Annotated in this window: 21 protein-coding genes; all 21 read right to left on the reverse strand. The window is 35.3% G+C overall.

The genetic code is table 11. The annotated features are described in order from the left end of the window. Window positions 1-164: 164 nt before the first annotated feature. The 21 genes from ACO6HM_RS10765 to selA all read right to left on the reverse strand — a co-directional run bounded on the left by ACO6HM_RS10765 (window position 165) and on the right by selA (window position 21,457). Window positions 165-887 (reverse strand): DUF2225 domain-containing protein, encoded by a 723-nt coding sequence (locus ACO6HM_RS10765; protein WP_485391048.1) that lies wholly within the window; start codon window positions 885-887, stop codon window positions 165-167. A 47-nt stretch (window positions 888-934) separates the two neighbouring features. After that, complete coding sequence (locus ACO6HM_RS10770) at window positions 935-2,608, reverse strand: glutamine--tRNA ligase/YqeY domain fusion protein (protein WP_485391049.1); 1,674 nt, start codon at window positions 2,606-2,608, stop codon at window positions 935-937. 271 nt (window positions 2,609-2,879) lie between these two features. Next, the gene (locus tag ACO6HM_RS10775) at window positions 2,880-3,656 is read right to left on the reverse strand and encodes a cell wall hydrolase (protein WP_485391050.1); all 777 of its coding nucleotides are present in this window, start codon (window positions 3,654-3,656) and stop codon (window positions 2,880-2,882) included. Between the two features lie 54 nt (window positions 3,657-3,710). Then, a complete protein-coding gene (locus ACO6HM_RS10780) occupies window positions 3,711-3,899 on the reverse strand; it encodes a hypothetical protein (protein WP_485391051.1) in 189 nt (62 codons plus the stop codon). A 359-nt stretch (window positions 3,900-4,258) separates the two neighbouring features. After that, the gene (locus ACO6HM_RS10785) at window positions 4,259-6,049 is read right to left on the reverse strand and encodes a helix-turn-helix transcriptional regulator (RefSeq protein ID WP_485391052.1); all 1,791 of its coding nucleotides are present in this window, start codon (window positions 6,047-6,049) and stop codon (window positions 4,259-4,261) included. 173 nt (window positions 6,050-6,222) lie between these two features. Next, complete coding sequence (locus tag ACO6HM_RS10790) at window positions 6,223-6,492, reverse strand: hypothetical protein (protein WP_485391053.1); 270 nt, start codon at window positions 6,490-6,492, stop codon at window positions 6,223-6,225. Between the two features lie 85 nt (window positions 6,493-6,577). After that, window positions 6,578-6,748 carry a hypothetical protein gene (locus ACO6HM_RS10795; protein WP_485391054.1) on the reverse strand — a complete coding sequence of 57 codons (171 nt, stop codon included), beginning with the start codon at window positions 6,746-6,748 and terminating at the stop codon, window positions 6,578-6,580. Window positions 6,749-7,121: 373 nt separating this feature from the next. Then, entirely contained in the window at window positions 7,122-7,460 is a 339-nt protein-coding gene (locus ACO6HM_RS10800) for a hypothetical protein (protein WP_485391055.1), read from the reverse strand. Between the two features lie 607 nt (window positions 7,461-8,067). Then, window positions 8,068-8,601, reverse strand: coding sequence for a DUF5028 domain-containing protein (locus ACO6HM_RS10805; RefSeq protein ID WP_485391056.1), 534 nt, complete (start codon window positions 8,599-8,601; stop codon window positions 8,068-8,070). Beyond that, window positions 8,598-9,236, reverse strand: a complete 639-nt coding sequence (locus ACO6HM_RS10810) for an ABC transporter ATP-binding protein (protein ID WP_485391057.1) — start codon at window positions 9,234-9,236, stop codon at window positions 8,598-8,600. Before ACO6HM_RS10810 ends, ACO6HM_RS10805 begins: the two co-directional genes overlap by 4 nt. A 1-nt stretch (window position 9,237) precedes the next feature. Beyond that, the gene (locus ACO6HM_RS10815) at window positions 9,238-10,074 is read right to left on the reverse strand and encodes a hypothetical protein (protein ID WP_485391058.1); all 837 of its coding nucleotides are present in this window, start codon (window positions 10,072-10,074) and stop codon (window positions 9,238-9,240) included. After that, window positions 10,074-10,805, reverse strand: coding sequence for a hypothetical protein (locus tag ACO6HM_RS10820; RefSeq protein WP_485391059.1), 732 nt, complete (start codon window positions 10,803-10,805; stop codon window positions 10,074-10,076). Before ACO6HM_RS10820 ends, ACO6HM_RS10815 begins: the two co-directional genes overlap by 1 nt. After that, a complete protein-coding gene (locus ACO6HM_RS10825; RefSeq protein ID WP_485391060.1) occupies window positions 10,792-11,622 on the reverse strand; it encodes a hypothetical protein in 831 nt (276 codons plus the stop codon). Before ACO6HM_RS10825 ends, ACO6HM_RS10820 begins: the two co-directional genes overlap by 14 nt. A 7-nt stretch (window positions 11,623-11,629) precedes the next feature. Next, on the reverse strand, window positions 11,630-13,000 hold the full coding sequence (locus tag ACO6HM_RS10830) for a hypothetical protein (RefSeq protein WP_485391061.1): 1,371 nt from the start codon (window positions 12,998-13,000) through the stop codon (window positions 11,630-11,632). A gap of 56 nt (window positions 13,001-13,056) precedes the next feature. Then, complete coding sequence (locus tag ACO6HM_RS10835) at window positions 13,057-13,500, reverse strand: DUF2712 domain-containing protein (protein ID WP_485391062.1); 444 nt, start codon at window positions 13,498-13,500, stop codon at window positions 13,057-13,059. Between the two features lie 401 nt (window positions 13,501-13,901). Further along, window positions 13,902-15,695 carry a helix-turn-helix domain-containing protein gene (locus tag ACO6HM_RS10840; protein ID WP_485391063.1) on the reverse strand — a complete coding sequence of 598 codons (1,794 nt, stop codon included), beginning with the start codon at window positions 15,693-15,695 and terminating at the stop codon, window positions 13,902-13,904. A gap of 42 nt (window positions 15,696-15,737) precedes the next feature. Beyond that, window positions 15,738-16,376: a Fic family protein gene (locus ACO6HM_RS10845; RefSeq protein WP_485391064.1), complete on the reverse strand. Its 639-nt coding sequence runs from the start codon at window positions 16,374-16,376 to the stop codon at window positions 15,738-15,740. A 92-nt stretch (window positions 16,377-16,468) separates the two neighbouring features. Beyond that, a complete protein-coding gene (locus ACO6HM_RS10850; RefSeq protein ID WP_485391065.1) occupies window positions 16,469-17,077 on the reverse strand; it encodes a GDSL-type esterase/lipase family protein in 609 nt (202 codons plus the stop codon). A gap of 149 nt (window positions 17,078-17,226) precedes the next feature. Then, a complete protein-coding gene (locus ACO6HM_RS10855; RefSeq protein ID WP_485391066.1) occupies window positions 17,227-18,144 on the reverse strand; it encodes a selenium metabolism-associated LysR family transcriptional regulator in 918 nt (305 codons plus the stop codon). Beyond that, on the reverse strand, window positions 18,144-20,063 hold the full coding sequence (gene selB / locus ACO6HM_RS10860; protein WP_485391067.1) for a selenocysteine-specific translation elongation factor: 1,920 nt from the start codon (window positions 20,061-20,063) through the stop codon (window positions 18,144-18,146). Before selB ends, ACO6HM_RS10855 begins: the two co-directional genes overlap by 1 nt. Then, window positions 20,063-21,457, reverse strand: coding sequence for an L-seryl-tRNA(Sec) selenium transferase (gene selA / locus ACO6HM_RS10865; protein ID WP_485391068.1), 1,395 nt, complete (start codon window positions 21,455-21,457; stop codon window positions 20,063-20,065). The genes selB and selA overlap by 1 nt, the downstream gene beginning before the upstream one ends. Between the last annotated feature and the right edge of the window lie 42 nt (window positions 21,458-21,499).

A 21,499-nucleotide genomic window follows, 5' to 3' on the forward strand; every position in this document is an offset into this window, starting at 1 on the left:
AGGGCGGATTAGGGACTTTCACCCTTTAGAAACGTGCGCCGCAAGGCACACTGCAAAAATCCCCACTGGTTACAGCGGGGATTTTGCGCGTCAAAATAGAATAAATTCTCTTGCAATCAGGCTTGCATCAAATTTTTATAATTTTGACAATTGTATCATATGCATTATTCTTCTTTACACTTAGCCCTTATTTCTCTAGCCATATCCTTCATTCTATCAGTAGCATTCTTAGATAAAATAACTGTCTCCACATATCTTAGGGCATCATGGGTTTTGCCAAGCTTTCTTCCTGTCTCTGCCATTATTATACAAAGAGCATTCTCATCCATACCGCAGATAGGGAACTTCTCATTCATGTAGGCTTCCGAAAAACCGTCATAGGCATTTTTTAGGTAATTCATTTCAGTTTTATCAAGCTCATCATACTTTTTCTTATAATCAGCCGATTCCTTATCTAACGCCTCTTTCATTCCTCTTGTAAGCCAAGCAAGCTTAAGACAGATATAAGCCTTGTCACTGATTTTTGCACCTTTAATGACCGTAGAAAGAAGGGCAAGCTGTGTTCTTTCAATGGCCTCTTCATAAGTATAATGTGTCTTTGTTTCATCTATACCCTTGAATTTGGCCGTAATTTTCTCTCTGATATCCCTTACATGTCTATCACTTATTGCATCAAAATTCTTGATTAATCCTGCATACCCGCACTTTGTACAGATAATTGCGTCGTACTTGGTCGCATCCACATATTTATATATAGGGCGTAAATCATCATCAAGCCGTACCAAGGTGTTTCTCCCCACTCTTACGGCTTTTGCCTTGAACTTTGTAGCACAGCACGGACAAGTATAAGTTTTGTCAAAAAGAATCGATTCTTCTGATACTTCCAAAATTATACCTCCTATATCCACCCTTTAAGCCCTAACCAATATATTGGTTAAGCCTTGTTAGGATTATAAGAGCTCTTAAGTGATACTATTCTGTTAAATACAGGCATTTCCGGCTTCGAATCCTTAGAATCAAGACAGAAAAATCCATTTCTTACAAACTGGTACTGTTCTACTTCAGTAGTACCTTTAAGGCTCTCTTCAACAAGCGCATCCTTGATAACTGTCAATGAATTAGGATTTAGGTTAAGTTCACCATCCTCATTGTAAACTCCCTTTTCCTCATCCACTATATTTTCATATAATCTCACTTCACAAGGCACGGCATGAGATGCACTTACCCAGTGAATTGTACCTTTTACCTTCCTGCCTTCAAAGCCGTTTCCGCTCTTTGTCTCAGGATCGTAGGTACATCTTATTTCTGTAACTTTTCCATCTTCATCCACATCATAGCCTGTGCAGGTAACAAAATAAGCATTCATAAGCCTTACTTCATTGCCTGGGAAGAGTCTGAAATATTTCTTAGGAGGATCTATCATGAAGTCCTCACGCTCTATGTAAAGCTCTCTTGTAAATGCCAGCTTTCTGCTGCCAAGAGCCTCATTTTCAAGGTTGTTAGGAGCATCCAGCCACTCTGTCTCACCCTCAGGGTAATTAGTTATTACAAGCTTAACAGGGTCAAGTATAGCCATTACACGCTTCTTCTCTAGCTTAAGAGTTTCTCGTATACAATACTCAAGCATAGCATAGTCAGAAGATGCTTTGCTCTTGGTTACACCTGAAAGCTCCATAAACAGCTTAATTGATTCAGGAGTATAGCCTCTTCTCCTAAGTGCGCTTATGGTAACAAGCCTTGGATCATCCCAACCGTCAACTATTCCATTGTCTACAAGCTTCTTTATATATCTCTTTCCTGTTACCACATTGGTAAGGTAAAGCTTGGCAAACTCTATCTGCTTAGGAGGATTCTCGTACTCAAGTTCTCTTACCACCCAGTCATAGAGAGGTCTATGGTCTTCAAATTCAAGGGTACAGATAGAATGTGTAATTCCCTCCACTGCGTCCTCAATAGGGTGTGCAAAGTCATACATAGGATAAATGCACCAGTCATCACCTGTATTATGATGAGTCATCCTCGCAATTCTATAGATGACAGGATCTCTCATGTTCATATTGGGAGAGCTCATGTCTATCTTAGCTCTTAGAACCTTGCTTCCATCAGGGAATTCACCATTTTTCATTCTCTCAAATAAGTCAAGATTCTCTTCTATGCTTCTCTCTCTATATGGTGAGTTCTTGCCAGGCTCTGTAAGAGTACCTCTGTATTCTCTTATTTCATCAGCAGACAAATCGCATACAAAGGCCTTTCCCTTCTTTATAAGCTTAATCGCAGCTTCATACATTTCTCCAAAGTAATTAGACGCAAAAAAGCATCTATCACCAAAGTCTGCACCCAGCCACTCTACATCAGCCTTGATAGACTCTACAAACTCAGTCTTTTCCTTGGTAGGATTGGTGTCGTCAAATCTAAGATTGAACTGTCCGCCATACTCCTTAGCAAGACCGTAGTTAAGAAGAATTGACTTAGCATGTCCTATATGTAAATATCCATTGGGTTCAGGCGGAAAACGGGTTATTACCTTCTTGGTCCTGCCCTCAGCTATGTCCTTATCAATAATATCCTCAATAAAATTCTTTGATACTCTCTCTGTATTCTCTTCCATAAAGAAGCCTCCATTCAATATACATATCCTAACTATAGTACCATAAAAATGGACTTACCGCAATAATTCTATCTTTTTTTCATAAAAAATTACATAGGATATCTCAATTATAACTTTTCTCTTATAGGGAAACTATATTTTTTGTAATTTTAATCACTGCTACAGAAAAATTCCTGTTAAAAAAATCTTCAGAATATACACTTACGGTTCCCCGTTAGGTCATTCTGAAGATTATAAAATGCTTAAAGTTAGCAGTCATACTGTGTTAGGTTTAATAATTGTAGTAATAAGTATCGTCAATCTTTACTCCGTCAGACTTCCAGTTCTCAATACCCTTATAGTGAAGTCTAAAAAAATGATATCTCCTGTCAGTAGCAGTCTTGCCAGCCAGTGCATCCTTAACCACTTTGATGCAGGCTTTCTCATAAGCTGCTCTCCAGCCTGTATTCTTTCCGTAGTTCTTCATAGCCTGATCAAGTTTACCTCCCGGAGCACAGAGAGCAAACTGGTAGCGGCCTGCGTACTTCTGATAGATTACACCCTTTATCGTATTTGGAAACCTCTTGTTAAGTACTCTGTTTATAACAGCATTTGCTGTAGCAAGCTTTCCCTTGTAAGACTGATTCCCTGCCTCAAGGAAGGTAACACAAACAAGAATCTTAAACTCTTCATCTGTATACTTAATTACATCATTTGACTGTTTCTTGACCTCTGTGGCCTTCTCAGTCTTATCAGCCTTTTTTACTGTCTTCTTAGAGATATTCTTTGTAGTCTTTTTCTTTGACTGAGGCTTTTTATCATCAGCGCTTCCAAGAGGAATCTCGTCTTCCTCTGCTTCGATTTCATCCTCAGCTTCTTCAGCCTTTACCTCTTCCTCGACCTTTTCTTCAGGTAAGGTCTCCACCTTTTCACTCTTTACTTCATTAGTCTTAGTCTCTATTGCAGCGTCTGTTGCCACTACTTCTTCTGCCTTCACTGACCTTGTACCACTGCTAATCATCATTCCTGCAAGCAGGATACAACCGAATGTTATTATCTTGGTTCTCATTGTCCCCCCCTAGATGTTTTAATAATTTTGTAACATTTCCGTAATTATTATATATTATTTTACAGAAATTGGCAAGTGGGGATTCTTGCTGCTACGTTTTTTCTTAATCTCTTCTCTTATCACTATCACACTGCTTATAACTGTTACCACAACCAATGCAAATCCTATGTAATTAACCACATCATTCTTCACCTGTAGAAATGCACCGGAAAGTAAAGAAGTACAAATGCAAAAATCAGCCATCTTATTCATGCTATATGACAGCATTTACATTCAAAAAAAACATGACATTTTCCGCAAATTTTTAGCTGAATTAATTTCAGAAAATGTCATGGGCATATACGTAAAAGTATGTTATTATTAGACTCAACATTAGTACAAGTAATCAATTTTATTAAAGAAAGAGAGGTTTTCATTATGAAATCACATTTAGTTAACACAACACTTATCAAAAAACTTATACTGTCTTCTTGCTTTATAGCTATACTTTTATCAAGTCTTGCGCCAGTCTGTTCAAGCTTAACAGACATTCGTTCTAATTCAACTCTTGTTTGCGGAAGATCTAGTCAAATAGACAAAACTGGTTCAAGATGCAGACAGATTTAGTACCATATTGCATCTTTGTCAAAGTGTCTTTCATAAAATTCTCTTATCATTTCACTATCATGTCTTTGATATAATTCTGAAATATAGAACTGTATCTTGCACATTTCCATTGCCTGTTCTATATTTTCTTTCTCTTCTTTAGCTTCTATCACGCAAGATAATATATTCATAAGTGGAAAAGTATAATCTTTAATTATCATTTCATCCATAAGTTCTCTACAGATTGTATAACTTTCGTCATATCTCCTACTATCATTATACATACATGTAAGGCTTCCCTTTGAAATGTAGGTATAGCGCCAGTCTAACATTCTCTTTCTTTTTTCGTTGTCTATTATACCTTTAACTATTTTTATCCCTGTTTCCAGGTTCTTCTCCGCTTCAAAACCAGCTATATAATTCAGTGCATCAATTTCTACTCGTGAATGAAATAAATCTTCTTCAAGCTTATATTCTATTATAGAAAACAAATAATCCAATTCTTCCTTTGACACATCCCTGTCCTTCTTAGTAAGTAATTCAAAAAAAACCACCAAAATCTGATTTCTTATAATATCCATATCAATTTTTTCTTTTAATAGTTCTATCTTTTCTCTAAAAGCATCTATCTCCTGTGTTGCAATTAGCCTTCTACATTCTGTGGCAAGCAGTAAGCTTTCATAATCATCTACATCTATTTCTGCCCGTATTAAGAACCACTCCATACCCAGTCTTTCAGCTAGTTTTTCCAGTTTCTTTCTTTTAGGATATTTGACTCCCCTTTCATACCTTGAATACGACTCAAAAGCACATATATCATCACTTACCTCTTCCATAGTAAGTCCCATCTTTTGCCTATATGCCTTTAAGTTATCACTTAGCAGCATAGACAGAGGATAAGATTCTCTAAACACTTCTATTCTGAAGTCTTCTGAAAAATCATATTTATTCACTATGCTTACAAGTGCCTCCCTATGTTTAGCGTATACAGTCCTAGCGTGCAGAGTTTTAGCATCATTACTCAAAAGCCTAAGCACCTCCGGCAATCCCACCCAGCAATAGTACTTGGTTAAGACTTTCAGGCTTTCTTCTTCTAATTCAATCCTCTTATGTAATGTAAGGCTGCCCCTGTCATTCAGTAACATTGTCAGTGCAAGCCGTGGCAGTGTCTTATATATAATGAATTTATCTGTCACATTTACTCTGTAATAGTTATAGACATCATATAAAATGTCCGTGATGTCAGCATTCTTATCAGGATTCATCTCGTATTTGAGGTCATATAGATTGATAAACAGATTCCATTCAAATACACTAAGTCTCTTCTTTTCTTCTACTATAGCCTCCACATCCTTTACAGTATGGTTTAGAGCCTTCATAATCATGCTATATGCCTTATTATTATCTTTTTCACCATACCTCGCTATGATATATTCAATATAATCCCTGTAAGCAATCTGGATATCCTCATCTTCAAGCACTAACTCATCAAACCGCTTACTCTCACAGACAAGTCCTTCCCAGTCTCTCTTTTCGACAAGCTTCATACAGTTTTCATACCACTCGTAAAACTCGTATACATAGTCAGGTATCATTACTTCAAATCTTTCATTTGACACACCCATTCTTTCTAATAAAAAGAACAGCCTGGTAAGGCTAATCTCATTTTCTCCACTTTCATACCTTTCGTATGTACTTCTGCAACATAAGCCTTCATATATTTCTTTTGCAGACATTCCAAGGGCTTCCCTTATATTCTTAAGTATATAGCTTGGATTATCCGTATATTGGCATTTACTATTGTTCATCTTTACCTCTCAATGTATCTCTTAATTATCGTCAAAATTCAGTTCTTGAAGTATACATCGGATATATCTTATTCAAAAGTAATAGTAAATCCTCTTAATGCATGATGGAAAAGTCATATACCAAGATTTCCCAGTATATGACTTTTAGACAGATGTTTAGTTAATTCTTAGATTTATAATTGAATTGTTCCATTTAATAACATTACTCCCAAAACATGATTAGCAATAGCCAAGATTAGAGCTATCACACTCAAAACAAGTGATAATTTTGTGTTATAATCATTTCTTTTTAATATTGATAATGTTATCCCAACTACCGCCAATATATCTCCTACAAGTGCAATTAATAACGCACTTATAATTGATAATATACTTATGATAAGAGCAGATTTATATTTGCTTTTATCCTTTAACATACTTACTTCTAATATTGTATTATCCATACTTTTCCTCCTAAATTTATCATTGACTAAGGCAATTGCAATTCTGCTTTAAGCGTTACAATTGCCTTAATCATAACAAAATTTGTCAACATTTCTTCTTGGCTTTGCCAAGTTCTTCATATATTATTCTGGAATTGATGATAATGCTCAGACAAGCCATTATAATTCCAACTACATTCGCAATAACATTATTTATTTGTAATAATATTACTACCATCATTGCTGAAATGAGACCGGCATAACCTTTTTTATCCATATTTTAACCTTTTCCTTTATGGTGCATGACTCCCTATATAATATGTTTGTTATTAGTTGCAATCAGGGAACTCCACAACTTTCTATGTGATGCTCTCCTAATACTTGATCAAGTACCTATATATTACCACTAAACATAAATAAACACCATGACATTTTATGGGAATTATTATTACATTTTTTCCCTTAAAATGTCATGTCTTTATATAAAGTTTAATTCGACATATACTTTTGATCTCAACATCACAATATTAATAATTTGACATAAAGAAATAAGCCATATACATACCTTCACCGTATATGGCTTAATCATTCTATTACTTGAGTTTATTATGCGTTCCTAAGCATCATGGAAATCTATCAATCACATGCAGTTATTGTATACCATACTCCTTATACAGCCCATGCCTAATTTCCTCATTTTCTACTACATCCTTGATTTTGTCGTTCTTACCTTCGCTCATTAAGAGACTGATTAGTCTTGCAAGGCAGTTCTCGCCTTCTGCTTTTCCTCTTGCTTTTCCTCTTGCTTCTCCTCTTGCTTCTGCCCTCTCAAACATCGGTTCAAAAAATTTCTCCATGTTCTTTCCTCCTTCTTCACTTTCTATAGGGATAGGCAGCTCCTCACCTGTTAGCCTTTGGATGAGTTCACTCACTTCCTCAGGGTGGTTTAGGTCTATACGGTCTGCCTTATGTTTGCTTCCTTTTACCATGTAATCCGCTATTAGCTTAAAATCCTTCTTAAACTTATTTATATCATCTTCACTTAGCTTTTAAGTCAAATACAATTAGTCAAAAATAATAAACTAAATTGTATTTGGCTTTTTACAATTTTATTCTTTATCCGATGGCCAAAACTTTTTCCATACTATAGCAACCATAAGAAATACCATCAATGCATTACAAATGGCATTACAGGTTTTATACAGTATCCAATGTACATTAATAGATTTCAAATACATCATCAACATAGCAATTATAATTACTGTAACTATATATACAACCACTTTAGTACTTGTTTTAAATCTGCATACATAATACTCTTTTAGAAATTTCCTACTTTTATATATAATATCTAAACTAATAGCGAAGATAACAACAGACACTCCTACTTGAATTAATTGTTCAAACATATAACCTCCTATAAAAGAATATCTATGCTTAGCGATATTTTCTCAATGCTTAATTGCTTTAACAATATCATAACTAACCGGTTTAATCTTGTCAATTTTCTCAGCTTTCTTCATACATCCCTTTGTAAAACCCGACTTAGCAAAAAGATAGAGTTATCCCTAAATATCAGTAAACTTATGCGTTTCTTTATTTTAACATCCACTTTGTCTTTACGGGATATCTGGAATTAGAGATATAAAACACTTCATCTTCTAATTTCTCCCATTCACCTTGCTCAAATTGAAACTTAAATAAAATATAAGGCAATATTACTTCTTTCTCTTCTCCGGACTTCAACGTGACATCTAAATCAAATTGATTGCATAAAGAGTAAAGCATCATTTCAGTTGCTGTTGAATATCCTGTTTTTTCAATAGAATTAGGTCTGGTATCCACAGTTTTGCTTTTATTAGTCTTGTTGAAATATGTTACATTAACCAAGATTATTTTCACTTCTTCATCCATTTCCAAATCATAGTCATATTTCTCCTTTGCTTCCTCTTTAGAAAGAACTGTGTATCCATTTACCTTCATAGTTACACCGTTAGTTACTTCTCTCTCAGTCCCAAATGGTATCATATCTTCCTTAACCGCACGGATTTCACTATTTACTTTATACACTCTGAAAGCATACAATACAATTAGCAAAATAACTGCACCTACAATAGCCCTTGTTTTCACTCTGCCTTCCTCACTCTTCCTTCTTCCATTATAAAAATAATGTCAGATAACAAAGTTAACTCCTCCATATCATGCGAAGCCAGTATTATGCAGGCTCCTCTTTCCTTTTCCTCTTTTAAAATATCAAGTAATTTTCTTACACTTTCCTCATCTAAGGCATTAGTCGGCTCATCAAGCAGGATTAATTCAGGACTTTCCATTATAGCAGCTGCAATTCCAAGCTTTTGTTTCATTCCCAAAGAATAAGTTTTATATTTCTTCTTAAAGCAGGATTTCTCAAGTCCGACCTTTTCCATTGCCGCTTCTATTTCTTCTTTTCCTATTAACCCCTTTATATCCGCTAGCATTTTTAAATTATCGTATCCTGATAATGATGGAATAAAGCCGGGATTTTCAATCAGAACTCCTACGCTGTCAGGAAATGTCACATCTTTTCCTATCTGCTTCCCGCTAACCCTTACCAGTCCCTCAGTAGGCTTTATTAAACCACAGACAGCACGAAGCAGCATAGTCTTTCCACTGCCGTTCTTACCTTTTATTCCATAAATATTCCCTTTATCCATTTCCAAGGAAACATTATCCAATACTTTGTTTTTATCAATTATCTTTGTTAAAGCTTCTATTTCTACATACATCTTAGATTCCCTCCTGTTCTTTGCCATAAATATCCAGTTTATTAAAATATCTGTACCCCAAGACTCCACATAAGAATAAAACAATTATAGAATTAATAATTCCTATGGTAAATGGCATTTTGTGAACCCTTAATAACATCGTATAATTTCCTAACAAAAGAGCATTACACCAGTATGCTGATACGGATAAATAACCCATTAGCATTATTATAGCTAAAATATTGTTAGTAAGAAATGATATGGACATACAGGCAAAACTAATAACTAAAAACAGCAATACCGGCATTATTACAAGGCATAAATACATCTTAATACCAGATATATTGCTAATATCAACTCTCAACATTCTTTCACAAATTTCTTTATTAATTACAGTATTATTGCCGCCATTTAATGCTGAAAATATGAAGCCTGTAAATACTATGCATAAATAATAAAGAATTACACTAAAGAAAATATACACACATTTTCCAATCCACCAGCACCATTTGTTTCCTGCTCTTATTAAAAACTGGTATCCCCTTTCCATATACTCTGTCTTTGGATAAGTACCTATTCCAAATAATACATATATATGTACAAATAGCCAAGCTATCGGTATATCAAAAACATCCTGATTTGTGAGCGCCCTAACCTCTTCTTTACCAGAAAAAATATACATAAGATAGTCGATAAGCCCTGCTTTATTATCCATATTCAAGCTAATTTTCTTATTCCAAAATGCTAAAATGACAGAAAGCAGTATGATGAAAAGCAAATATATTTTATATCTTCTGAAAATTCCATTTTTAACATCATGCTTTATCTGCCTTTTTAATAAAAGGATATTATCAGCCACTAAATCCACTCCTTCTTCTTAATACACTGTTTCATCAAAACATAATAAATAATACAGGTAAAAATAATGTATAACAAATAACCGGCCTTAATTCCTGTGCTATCCCACATTCTGTAATCAATCGTTAAAAAATTACAAAATAACGGAATTATCCTCTGAAACATTTCAAAAACTACAACTGAAATCAGGATTATAAATGTTATAACGCTGTTATGAAGCCTCAAATCCAAGAATATAATCCAAAGGCATACAAAAAAGTTTCTTATAAGCAGTGTAATAACAGCGATAATAAAAACTATTATAAAACCTATATTTGAAGAATGTTCAGTTTTAAGTAAGTAAATACTGCTCTCACTCCCCCAGTTGATAAGAGTTCCAGTCTGTAAACTGCTAATAAATGTCACCACTATCATCACAAACACAGTGCATATGGCAGAAAATATAATTCCTTTCTTCATTCTTCTGTTTACTAATCTCTTCACACTTCCAAGTCGAATTAAACAGTTTACTTCATCATCATACTTTATTAAATTGGTAAATAATATGATGACAAAAGGCAAGATAAGCATACCATATACTCTTGGATCCAAAAAATAAACATAGGCATCAGCCAAAGTGTAAAGTGCTCTGTAATAATATATTCCATTATAAGGACTTGCCTCATAGTAAAGGAATAATACACAGAATAAAAACATGAATATAATAATTAAGTTAATATTACGCTTTAACATCCTGTTTCTTCCCTTTCCACATAAAAACTATATAGGATAATACAAAAAACAGCAGAAAATAAAGTATATATACCAACAAGTAATTATTGTTTGCTCCGCCATTTAGCATAAAGAACAGGGAATATTCCGTTCTATTGATTAAATTTGTCAGAGAGTAAATAAAAAAATAAAATACAAAAGGCACTATAAGTACACCAAACTTATGCTCCGTAAAATATGTATAACTAAGTGAAAGCGTAGCTATTACACCCGCAAAAATAAAATCAATAACTATAAACATAAGTATATAAATCAGCGGATGTGTAAAGAAAACTTCATATTCCATAGTTGTAGGTGATATTGTCCCATTAGAGCCATTGTCCGGCAAAAGTGCAGGTAAAAACATAGATGACATTATCAGATTTAGCAGCAATGGTGTGGCCACTGCAACTCCACCTGACAAAAAAACAGCCAGATATTTAGCCTTATAATAAGTCTTTTTATCCACTCTGGTACATACATTTATAATATATCCACTTTTCCTGTCCTCAAAAAATGAGCTTCCAAAGGGAAGTACTGCAAGAAGCGGCAATATAAGGTAAAATATGTAGCATTGAATCGGATATAACTCATTCCCCATCCAGTTATTAAATAAGCCTGTTGGCACATATAATGGATCTATAGCTTCAACAGATAATTCATAACCAATTTGACTGCTTTGAGGTATTATTACTGACACAACATGCCATATAGATAAACCGCAGCCTATAAGCAAAGCCAGTTTCATGCCTATTGTATTAAAAGCTCTCTTTATTTCGTTAGTGTAAATTGTTTTCATTAATTGCCTACCTTACATAATCTAATTTTACTAAAGACTTATATTTATCATTGGTTCCCTGAGCGGAACCATTTTCATTAATATAAAGATAAAAATCCACAGCCTTGTCATTTATGAATTTATCCTCCACTAAAAATACTAAATTAAAATCTCTTTTTTCTCTCTTTTTCATTTTTACCATCATAGCACTTTTACTGTTCATTGGCACATCATTATTGGCAGTAAGCAGCTCCGTACCACCTTCCCACTTAGTATCATTATAAAAAAACATTTGCAAATTTTTTAAACTCAATACTCCAAAAAATTCATCCACTTCTAAACATTCTATTGTTGCATTTACAATCAAATATGAATAACCGTCTATTGTATTCCCATCTTTATCGACATGCCCTAAATCATCACAATAGTTAAACTCACCTAATTTTTTAGATGTTGATGTTTTGTGGATTGTAAACTTATAATATTTACTTTCAATATTATCATTCTGTGTAATAACCTTTGTACCATACTGTTGTTTACTAATCTCATTAAAAATATGTTTTTCATCTTTGTTTGTATCTGTTGCAGAAGATGTATTCCTATAATCTAATTTTACTAAAGACTTATATTTATCATTGGTTCCCTGAGCGGAACCATTTTCATTAATATAAAGGTAAAAATCAACAGCCTTGTCATTTATGAATTTGTCCTCTACTAAAAATACTAAATTAAAATCTCTTTTTTCTCCCTTTTTCATTTTTACCCAAAGTGCTCTTTTTCTACTTATCGGTTTATCATTATTGGCTGTAAGAAGTTCATGTCCTGTTTGCTGTTCAGTTCCGTTATATGCCAATATATACAAATTTCCTAAGCTTAATGCTTCAAAAAATCTATCTTCTTCTAAACATTCTATTGTTGCATTTACAATGAAATAAGAATATCCATCCATTGTATTTCCATCTTTATCTACATGCCCTAAATTATCAGAATAATTAAAGTCTCCTAGTTTTTTTGAAGTTGATATGTTATGGATTGTAAACTTATAATATTTACTTACAATATTATCATTCTGTGTTATGACCTTTGTGCCGTACCATCCCCTACTAATCTCTTCAAACATGCGTTTTTCTTCATTATTGGAATTTTGTGAAGAGGATGCTCTGTTTTTATCTTCTTCATTTCTCGAAGACACTGAATTATCTGCATTTTTATTTGCTACTTTAGTAGAAGGTTCGGAAATAATTTTTTCATTATTTTCTCCACTTCCAAAAACATTATTAATAAACTTAGCTAATAAATTATTGTTTGCAGCTAAGTTTAAGTTTTTGCCTATACTTAGGAGTAAAACTATTGCCATTATGGTAATTATGGAAATTTTAATAATGTTTATTTTTTTCAACTAATCTTACCTTCTTTCTAATTGAGGTCACTATAATAAGTGACCTCGTTTGATTATTAAATACTATCAGGACTCCACGCTCCTCTTATCCATCCAAATTTATGATTTGCTTCTGTAAAAATCAAAAAAGCATTTCTATAACCCTTTTCATAAACTGAATTTCTAAGATATTTATATGTACCTGGTTTTAAGTCATAATACCCCCAAGTACCTCCTGTACAATTTTCATCCAAAAAAGGATCTCCATGACCTGAAATCTTTTTTGTTCCTCCAACCCCAAGCCTATGTGTCAAATTAGTATTTAAATTTCTTGCATAAGCACTTGTCCTATCCGTTTTTGGTCTGACTAATGTGGTAAGATCACTACCATCTCCTGTATAACCTGTATAGGAGTGATCTTCATGATTATTTGCAAAAGTCATCATAGCACCAGCATTTGACAGAATAACAACGCCTGTTACAATAGACAGACAAATTCTTTTAACAGTTTTTACTTTCATTCTTAACCTCCAACAAAAAATAGTTAACAGAATCATACTTGATCAAGTGCCTACATCATACCATAAGCCCACTAACATTACCATGATATTTTCTGAAAAAATCTAGCCTATTTTTCTTCAGAAAATATCATGGTCTTTTGCCAAAAATTATGATATTATAGCTCACATTACAACTGGCAATTAAATTTTAATTCAAAGAAAGCGAGGTTTTTCATTATGAAAACTAAATCAAACAAAAAAGTATCTATTAAAAAGCTTGTTTTATCTTTTGTATTTGCAGCTATGCTTTTATTAAGCTTAGCTCCAGTTTGTACAAACTTAATACCTTCACACTCTGCTCCAACGCTCATTTGCGAAAGACCATCTTCAAATGATAGTATAGACATTCGAAGTAGAAGAGGCTAATACCACCTAATATTTTTATCAAAGTGTTTTTCATAATAGGTTCTCACCATAACACTGTCATATCTTTCATATAACTCGGAAATATAGAACAAATCATGGCAGAGTTCTTCTGCCTGTTCTATGTTTCCTTTTTCTTCATCTGCTTCTATCAAGCAAGACAATAAATTCATAAGCAAAAAAATATTATCTCCATCCATTAATTCATTTATAAGTTCTATACATATTTTATAACTTTTATCATACTTGCTTACATCATTATATAGACAGGCGAGATTTTTTCTGGCTATAGAAGTATAACGTCCATCTATTACTTTCTTTCTTTTCTCATTATCTATTAAGCTCTTTGTCAATTTTATTCCTATTTCGCCACTTTTTTCCCTTTTCAGACTAAAAATATAATTTAAAATATCATTTTCTATCCTCGAAAAGAATAATCCATCCCCCAACGTCCTGCCTGTTATAGAAAGCAATTTCTCTACTTCTTCTACCGTAACTTTACTGCTGTTCTTTGTGAGTGGCTCGAAAAATCCCACCGCCAGCCTATTCCTTGGAATTTCCATATCAACCCTATCTTTTAATTCTCTAATATTCTTTCTAAATGCATCCAATTCTTTAGTAGCAGTTAATCTTCTACATTCTGTGGCTAAAACCAGAGACTCATAGTCATCTACTTCCATATCTCCCCTTATTAAAAACCATTCCATACCAAGTTTTTCAGCTAATCTGCTTAGATTCTTCTTTTTAGGGTATTTTACACCTCTTTCATATCTTGAATATGTTTCAAAAGCACAGATACCCTCGCTTACCTTCTCTGTAGTAAGCCCCAATTTTTCTCTGTGCGCTTTTATATTGTCGCTAAAAAGAGTATAGATTGGATAAGCTTCTCTAAACATTTCTATTCTATATTCTTCTGAAAAACCATATTTTTTTATCGTTCTTACAAATGCTTCCCTCTGCTTACTGTATAGTATCTTCTCATGATGTGTTCTGGTGTCCATACACAGCAGTCTCAACACTTCAGGCACTCCCACCCAGCTATAATATTTAATCAAAATGCTCAGAATTTCTTTTTCTATCTCAACTCTTTCGGCTGATAGGAGCCTATCTTTCTCATTTAACAGTATGTTTAATCCAAGTTTGGGAAGTATCTTACACATTATAATAATTTCTTCCATATTGCCTTTATGATAATTATATAGGTCATATAACTTATCAGTTATTTCAGCATTGTATTCAGGTTTCATTTCATATTTCAAATCATAAAGATTGATAAATATATTCCACTCAAATACAGATAATCTCTTTTTCTCTCTATCTATGGCTGTTATATCTTTAACTGTATGGCTGAGTGCATTATAAATAAAGGTATGTGCTTTTTCGTTATCTTTGTCTGCATACCTGGCTATTATATAATCTATATAATCTCTATATGAAAGCTGTATTTCTTTATCTTCTAACTCCAGCTTATCAAATTTACTTCTCTCTGCTTTCAAACCTTCCCAGTCTCTTCGCTCTGCTAATTTCATACAGTATCCATACCATTTATAAAACTCATAAATATAGTCAGGAATCATAACTTCAAACCTCTCATTAGATACTCCCATTCTCTCTAAAAAGAAAAAGAATCTTATAAGGTTTAATTCATTTTCTCCCGTTTCATATCTTTCATAAGTGGCTTCACTGCATATTCCTTCATATACTACACTTCTTTCGATTCCCAGTGTTTCTCTTATATTTTTTAGCATGTAGCTTGGATTATCTGTTAATTTGCATTTTCGTATACTCACCATACTTAATACCCCCTGTAATTATGTGAGACGGCACTTTTGTTATTACAAACCACCATTTCCTCCTTTTATACATCCCATAAGGCATTCTTTTAACAGAATGCTGTCAGCAGTATCATAAAAATGTAAAAGTGCTTCATTAAAGCTTAAAGCTTCTTTCTTTCCTATAGTCAGCACTCCTTTACCCTCACTTATCAGGATTTTACTTGCTACTATAGTTGAAGTCCTCTTATTTCCATCCCAGAAAAGTTGTCCTCTTACTGAATAACAAAAATAATCTATCGCCCTCTCTTGGATATCCGGAATATTCTTTATTTCCTCTATTCTCTTTTCTACTTCTGCTTTATCAGGAACCGGTGGGAGATAATCCGTTCCTCCTACACCTACGGTACCGCTTCTAAGCACTCCCCATTCTAAGCTTTCATTTCTGGATACCAGGCTGTTTATCTTACATATATATTCTAATGTAAGTGGTTCATCAAGGGTATCTAGCATAGATTTCCAGGCATCCCTTAAGTTTAATACTGTCTGTATGTCCGATACCGGTACATTGTTTACTATTGCACCATCAATAATTGCTTGAGTCTGTGGAAATGTAACATTTACCCCCTCTATGTAAGCAGTATTAAAAACCAGCTCTGTAAATAGCTTTTTTGCCAAAAAAATATTAGCCTTTTTATCCATATTCATCTCCTATTTTCTCTACTCTTTTATATCTTCAATATATCAAATTTTATTCTCTATAATTATCCTGTCTTCATTGTAAACTAAGCTTTTTACACTTTCAATTCTCTAAATACATCTAAAAAATACTTAGCCACAGGCTCCTCAGCCTCTATAGTTAGATGTATCCCATCCTTTTCAAGTGGCAAGTCAAGGCTGCCTACATCAGCAAAATGTACTCCCTCTTCCTCCGCCACCCTATGAAGAGCCTTAGATAAGCCTCCATCCAAGGTGCTAAACTTTTCATAGTACCTGTCACCTGTAAAATCAAGTTTAGGAGGAGCTATAAGCAGGATATCTGTCTTTCTACTGCTGTAGGCTTCATTTTCAAATAACCTGTCTATCAGAGCCTTCATCCTCCCTGCCACCCTATCTGCATCAGGCTTGCTATAGCTTAGATAATCATTGGTTCCAAGCATAATAGCCAAAAGGTCAATACGCCCCGCCTTCTCTATAACCTCTTCAAATTCTTCAAGTTCAAAGTCCATAGATGGTATACATCTGCCTACCTTAGCTTCTATGATGAATTCCCATTCACCCTTTAATTCATTGGCTAAGATTCCTGTAAACCTCTGATTCTCAGGATATCTTGCCCCACTATGTCCGCCCCTTACATCTACTCCATAGGTATTGGAATCGCCGTAAAATAAACACTTCTTCATACTTCTCCTCCGTTTGCCTAGCTTACTATACAAGCTCTCGTTTATTTAATCACTTACCTGCTGTACTCTTAGCCTAATTTATCCATTCAAAAATAGCCACATAACAAGTGTAACACCTGTATGTGGCTTAAGCAAGCAGCTATATTTAATTAAATTTCTTTGAGAGTAATCTTGTATAGCTTGGCTATTACTCCCATAAGGTCTTTACAGCCGTCTGAAAGCCTATTCTTCTTCTCTGTTACCATATAAAGCTTTCTGTAACCGCCTTCCTTACTTATCTTGAATTCAAGGAGTTCTCCTCTTTCAAGCTCCCCTGTCACTGCAAGCCTAGACATCATAGCTACTCCAAGACCGTTGATAACAGAATTGATTACAGTAACTGTCTTACCAAAGGTTGCACTTACCTTTAGTTCATCCTGAGATATACCCTGACTTTCAAGAAGCTTAATAGCCTCTTTTCTTGTACCTGAGCCGCTTTCTCTCATAATGAAATCTTCATCTTTTATCCAGTTCAGGTCAGTCTCGCTCTCCTTTATCTTCCTGTATTTCTCAGAATTCTCAGTTACGAGGATTAGCTCGTCATCATAAAACGGAATAAAATTACACTTGTTACTGTTAATTTCCGTACCAGCTAAACCTATGTCTGCCATGTGGTTGGTAATATCCTCTACCACTCCCTGACTGTCAGTTTCTCTTACCCTAAAGTCCACATCAGGGAATTTCTTCTTAAATGCTGAAAGTATCTCCGGTACAAGGAACTGGCCCGGTATAGAAGAGGTAGATATGACCACCTGTCTCACCTTATTGTCTTCATCCATTGAAAATGAATTCTGTATCTTATCAGCAAGCTCGAGTATCTCTTTGGCATATAGGTAGATTCTGTCTCCCTCATCCGATAGCTGAACCTCTTTGGTTGTTCTGTCAAACAGCCTGACTCCCAGCTCTTCTTCCAAGTTGTTGATATAGGCACTTACTGTAGGCTGGGTAATGAACAGCTCCTTAGCAGCAAGTGTAAAGCTTCTATTATTGGCAATCTTTACGAATGCTTCCAATTGTTTTAATGTCATTAATACGCCACCCTTTCCGTCTCACCGCCAACCTTCTTTGTTACCTTTATCACGTCCATATATTCTATTATTGGCTTAGCACATTTTCTACTTGTTTCAAACATTTCCCTTACTTCTGAAATAGTAATAATTTCATTTGTCTTAAAATGTTCCCTCACTCTTGCTTCCGCCACATCCATAAAGTGTTTCATAGTGTACATTTCAAGCTCGATGCCTACTTTTACAGCCTTTTCCTCGTCCATCATCACTCTAAGTACATCCATCGCCACCTCATCACTATACTTTTTCTTGTCGATTTCTGAAAATCTTAAAAAAGCATAGCCTGCAGTCTCAAAAGTATCCGTAAGCAGCTTTTCTATAGAAAGGTAGGTTTCATCCTTATTTATCTCATAACCAGGCAGGCATACATACTCATTTCTTACTTCTATGAGGTTCTCGGAAACGAGCTTATTGATACATTCTTCAAATACATTTAATTTTACCTTTTTCATATAGGATGAATGTATCTCAGCCTTCTTTATTCCTGCCCTGTAAGGATATTTTTCATAGAATTTCTTCAAATCCCTGACTATTTCCTGAGACAGGATAAAAGCATTGTCCCTATGCCAGAAAAAATTATCCTTGTTCTTAGGGAATTCATAAATAATTCCATCAGCAATTAGCTCATCCAGATATGGGCGAAGCTCTTCTACAGAATGCGACATATTTTTAGCCAGGTCTTTAAGGGTAATCAAATCCTCAGTCTCAGCCCTTATATTAAGCTCACAGACATCCGCAAGAGAGCCTGATTCCTTCTTTAGCAATTCTTCTATGGCATCTTCATTAAAACGCTTTTTCTTTCTAGGATTTGGCTCTAATACCACTCCTCCACCGATAGTCTCAAGCGGGCTGTAGAAGCGGACTATGAACCTGTCGCCTCTTTTGGTTGCAAGCTCTTCTTCTAAAAGAAGCTGTGCAAGCCCGGTCTCTCCAGGAGTTAGCTCATCCTTGTCAAGAAGAATAGCCCTGCAGAGGATTTCACTGGTTCCCGTAAAAAGGTGGAGTCTGTCTCTATTTTTAATATTCCTGTTGGAATCTTTTAGTACTGTGAGCTTTACATCCATAAGGCGTGAATTTTCCATACTTCCCACAGGTGCAATCACACAGCCCCTGTGGAGCTCATCCTTGTGTATGTTAGATATGTTAAGAGCCACTCTCTGTCCTGCCTCACATTTGTCCTGATTGGTCTCGTGTACCTGGATATTCCTTATCTTGCACTCTTTTCCTACAGGAAATACTTCAAGCGTATCATTTTTACTTATGGAGCCTGAAAGCAGGGTTCCTGTAACAACAGTTCCAAAGCCTGGCACAGAAAACACACGGTCTACAGGAAGGCGAGGTATGCTGTTTACATCCTTTTCCTTAACATCGTCCTTGACCATGTGGAGTATAAGTTCTTTAAGTTCTTCAATACCTTCGCCATTCATAGCTGACACCTTGGCAACAGGAGCCCCCTCCATTATCGTACCCTTAAGCTCTTCTTTGACATCTTCCTCCATCATGCTAAGCCACTCTTCATCCACAGTGTCGCACTTATTAAGCACCAGAATTGTCTTTTCTATACCAAGGAGTCCAAGTATGTCAAGGTGTTCCTTAGTCTGAGGCATGATTCCCTCATCTGCCGCCACTACCATGAGCACAAGGTCCATACCAACTACTCCGGCAACCATGTTGTTTATAAACTTTTCATGTCCCGGGACATCTATGATGCCGCATCTGGTATGATCTTTAAGGTCAAACCAGGTAAAACCAAGCTCAATGGTAATACCACGCTTTTGTTCTTCCTTAAGTCTGTCCGTATTACGTCCTGTAAGTGCGTGTATGAGGGTGGTCTTACCATGGTCTATATGTCCTGCAGTTCCAATTATTATATGTTTCATTAAAGCACACCTCCAAAAAGGCCGCCAATAGTCTCAAAATCTTCATCAAGGAGGGTGCGTACATCCATCCAAATAGCATCCTCTGCCGTTCTTGCAACTATTGCAGGTCTGGAGTGGTGCATAATTTCCTCTAAAGAACTTACACTTATTTTATGAGGCTTAATAACTACAGATACACTCTTTATTCTTTCAAGAGGCAGAGAACCTCCACCTACCTGTGATTCACAGTCTTCTATAGTTATCTCTGCATATTTACACTTATCTCTAAGAATATCTGCAAGCCTTCCTGCTCTTTCCTTAACCGAGTCATAGGTCTCGCTAATCATCTTAAGAACAGGTATCTCAGATATAGCTTTTTCTTCATTTAAGTATGAAAGTAATACAAGTTCAAGTGCGGTAACAGTGAATTTATCAACTCTAAGCGCTCTGGTCAGCTGATTCTTCTTCATCATGTTGATATATTTCTTCTTGCCGATAATGATGCCCGCCTGTGGTCCTCCAAGAAGCTTGTCTCCACTAAAGCAAACTACATCCACTCCTGCTTCTATTGCTTCCTGTACTGTAGGCTCGTGTGTAAGGCCAAACTTTGCAAGGTCGATAAGCACACCGCTTCCAAGGTCCTCAATAATAGGAAGTCCTTTATCTTCAGCAAGAGGCTTAAGCTCACTTGCCGTAACACTCTGAGTAAAGCCTACTATACTGTAGTTACTGGTATGTACCTTTAAGAAAGCCTTAGTATTCTCAGTGACAGCCTCTTCATAGTCAGAAAGATGTGTCTTGTTGGTAGTACCTATTTCTACAAGCTTCGCACCGCTTTGCTCCATAACATCAGGTATTCTAAACTTACCACCTATCTCTATAAGCTCACCTCGGGATACAACTACTTCTCCGCCTTTTGCCATTGTGCTTAGGATGAGCATAACTGCGGCTGCATTATTGTTAACAACCATGGCCGCCTCAGCTCCTGTTATTCTGCATAAGAGTTTTTCAAAATGCGAATAACGCTCTCCCCTCTTACCTGATTCAAGGTTATATTCAAGGTTTGAATAACCACAGACTATGTCTTTTAGCATCTCTGCCTGAGTCCTGGTAATAGGCGCACGACCTAGGTTGGTATGTAGTATGGTTCCTGTACCGTTTATTACTTTTCTAACTTTTGGTTTAAAAAGATTTTTAACTTCATTTACAATTGTTTCCGTAAGATTGTCTATCTTAGATTTAAGACCTGTTTCTGTATCTGCCTCTGATATCAAAAGGCGGAGTCTGTCTGTCTCCTCCCTTATGATATCCATAACTATCTCGTGTCCGTATTCAGATATTACTGCCTTAATCTCATCCTTCTCAAGGAGTATATCCACCTTGGGTATACTCCTATACAATACATTCTTATCCATTTCCCCTTCTTTCCGCGCAGAAAATCCGGTCAAGTCCGACAT

Source organism: Catonella sp. (genome assembly GCF_057250765.1).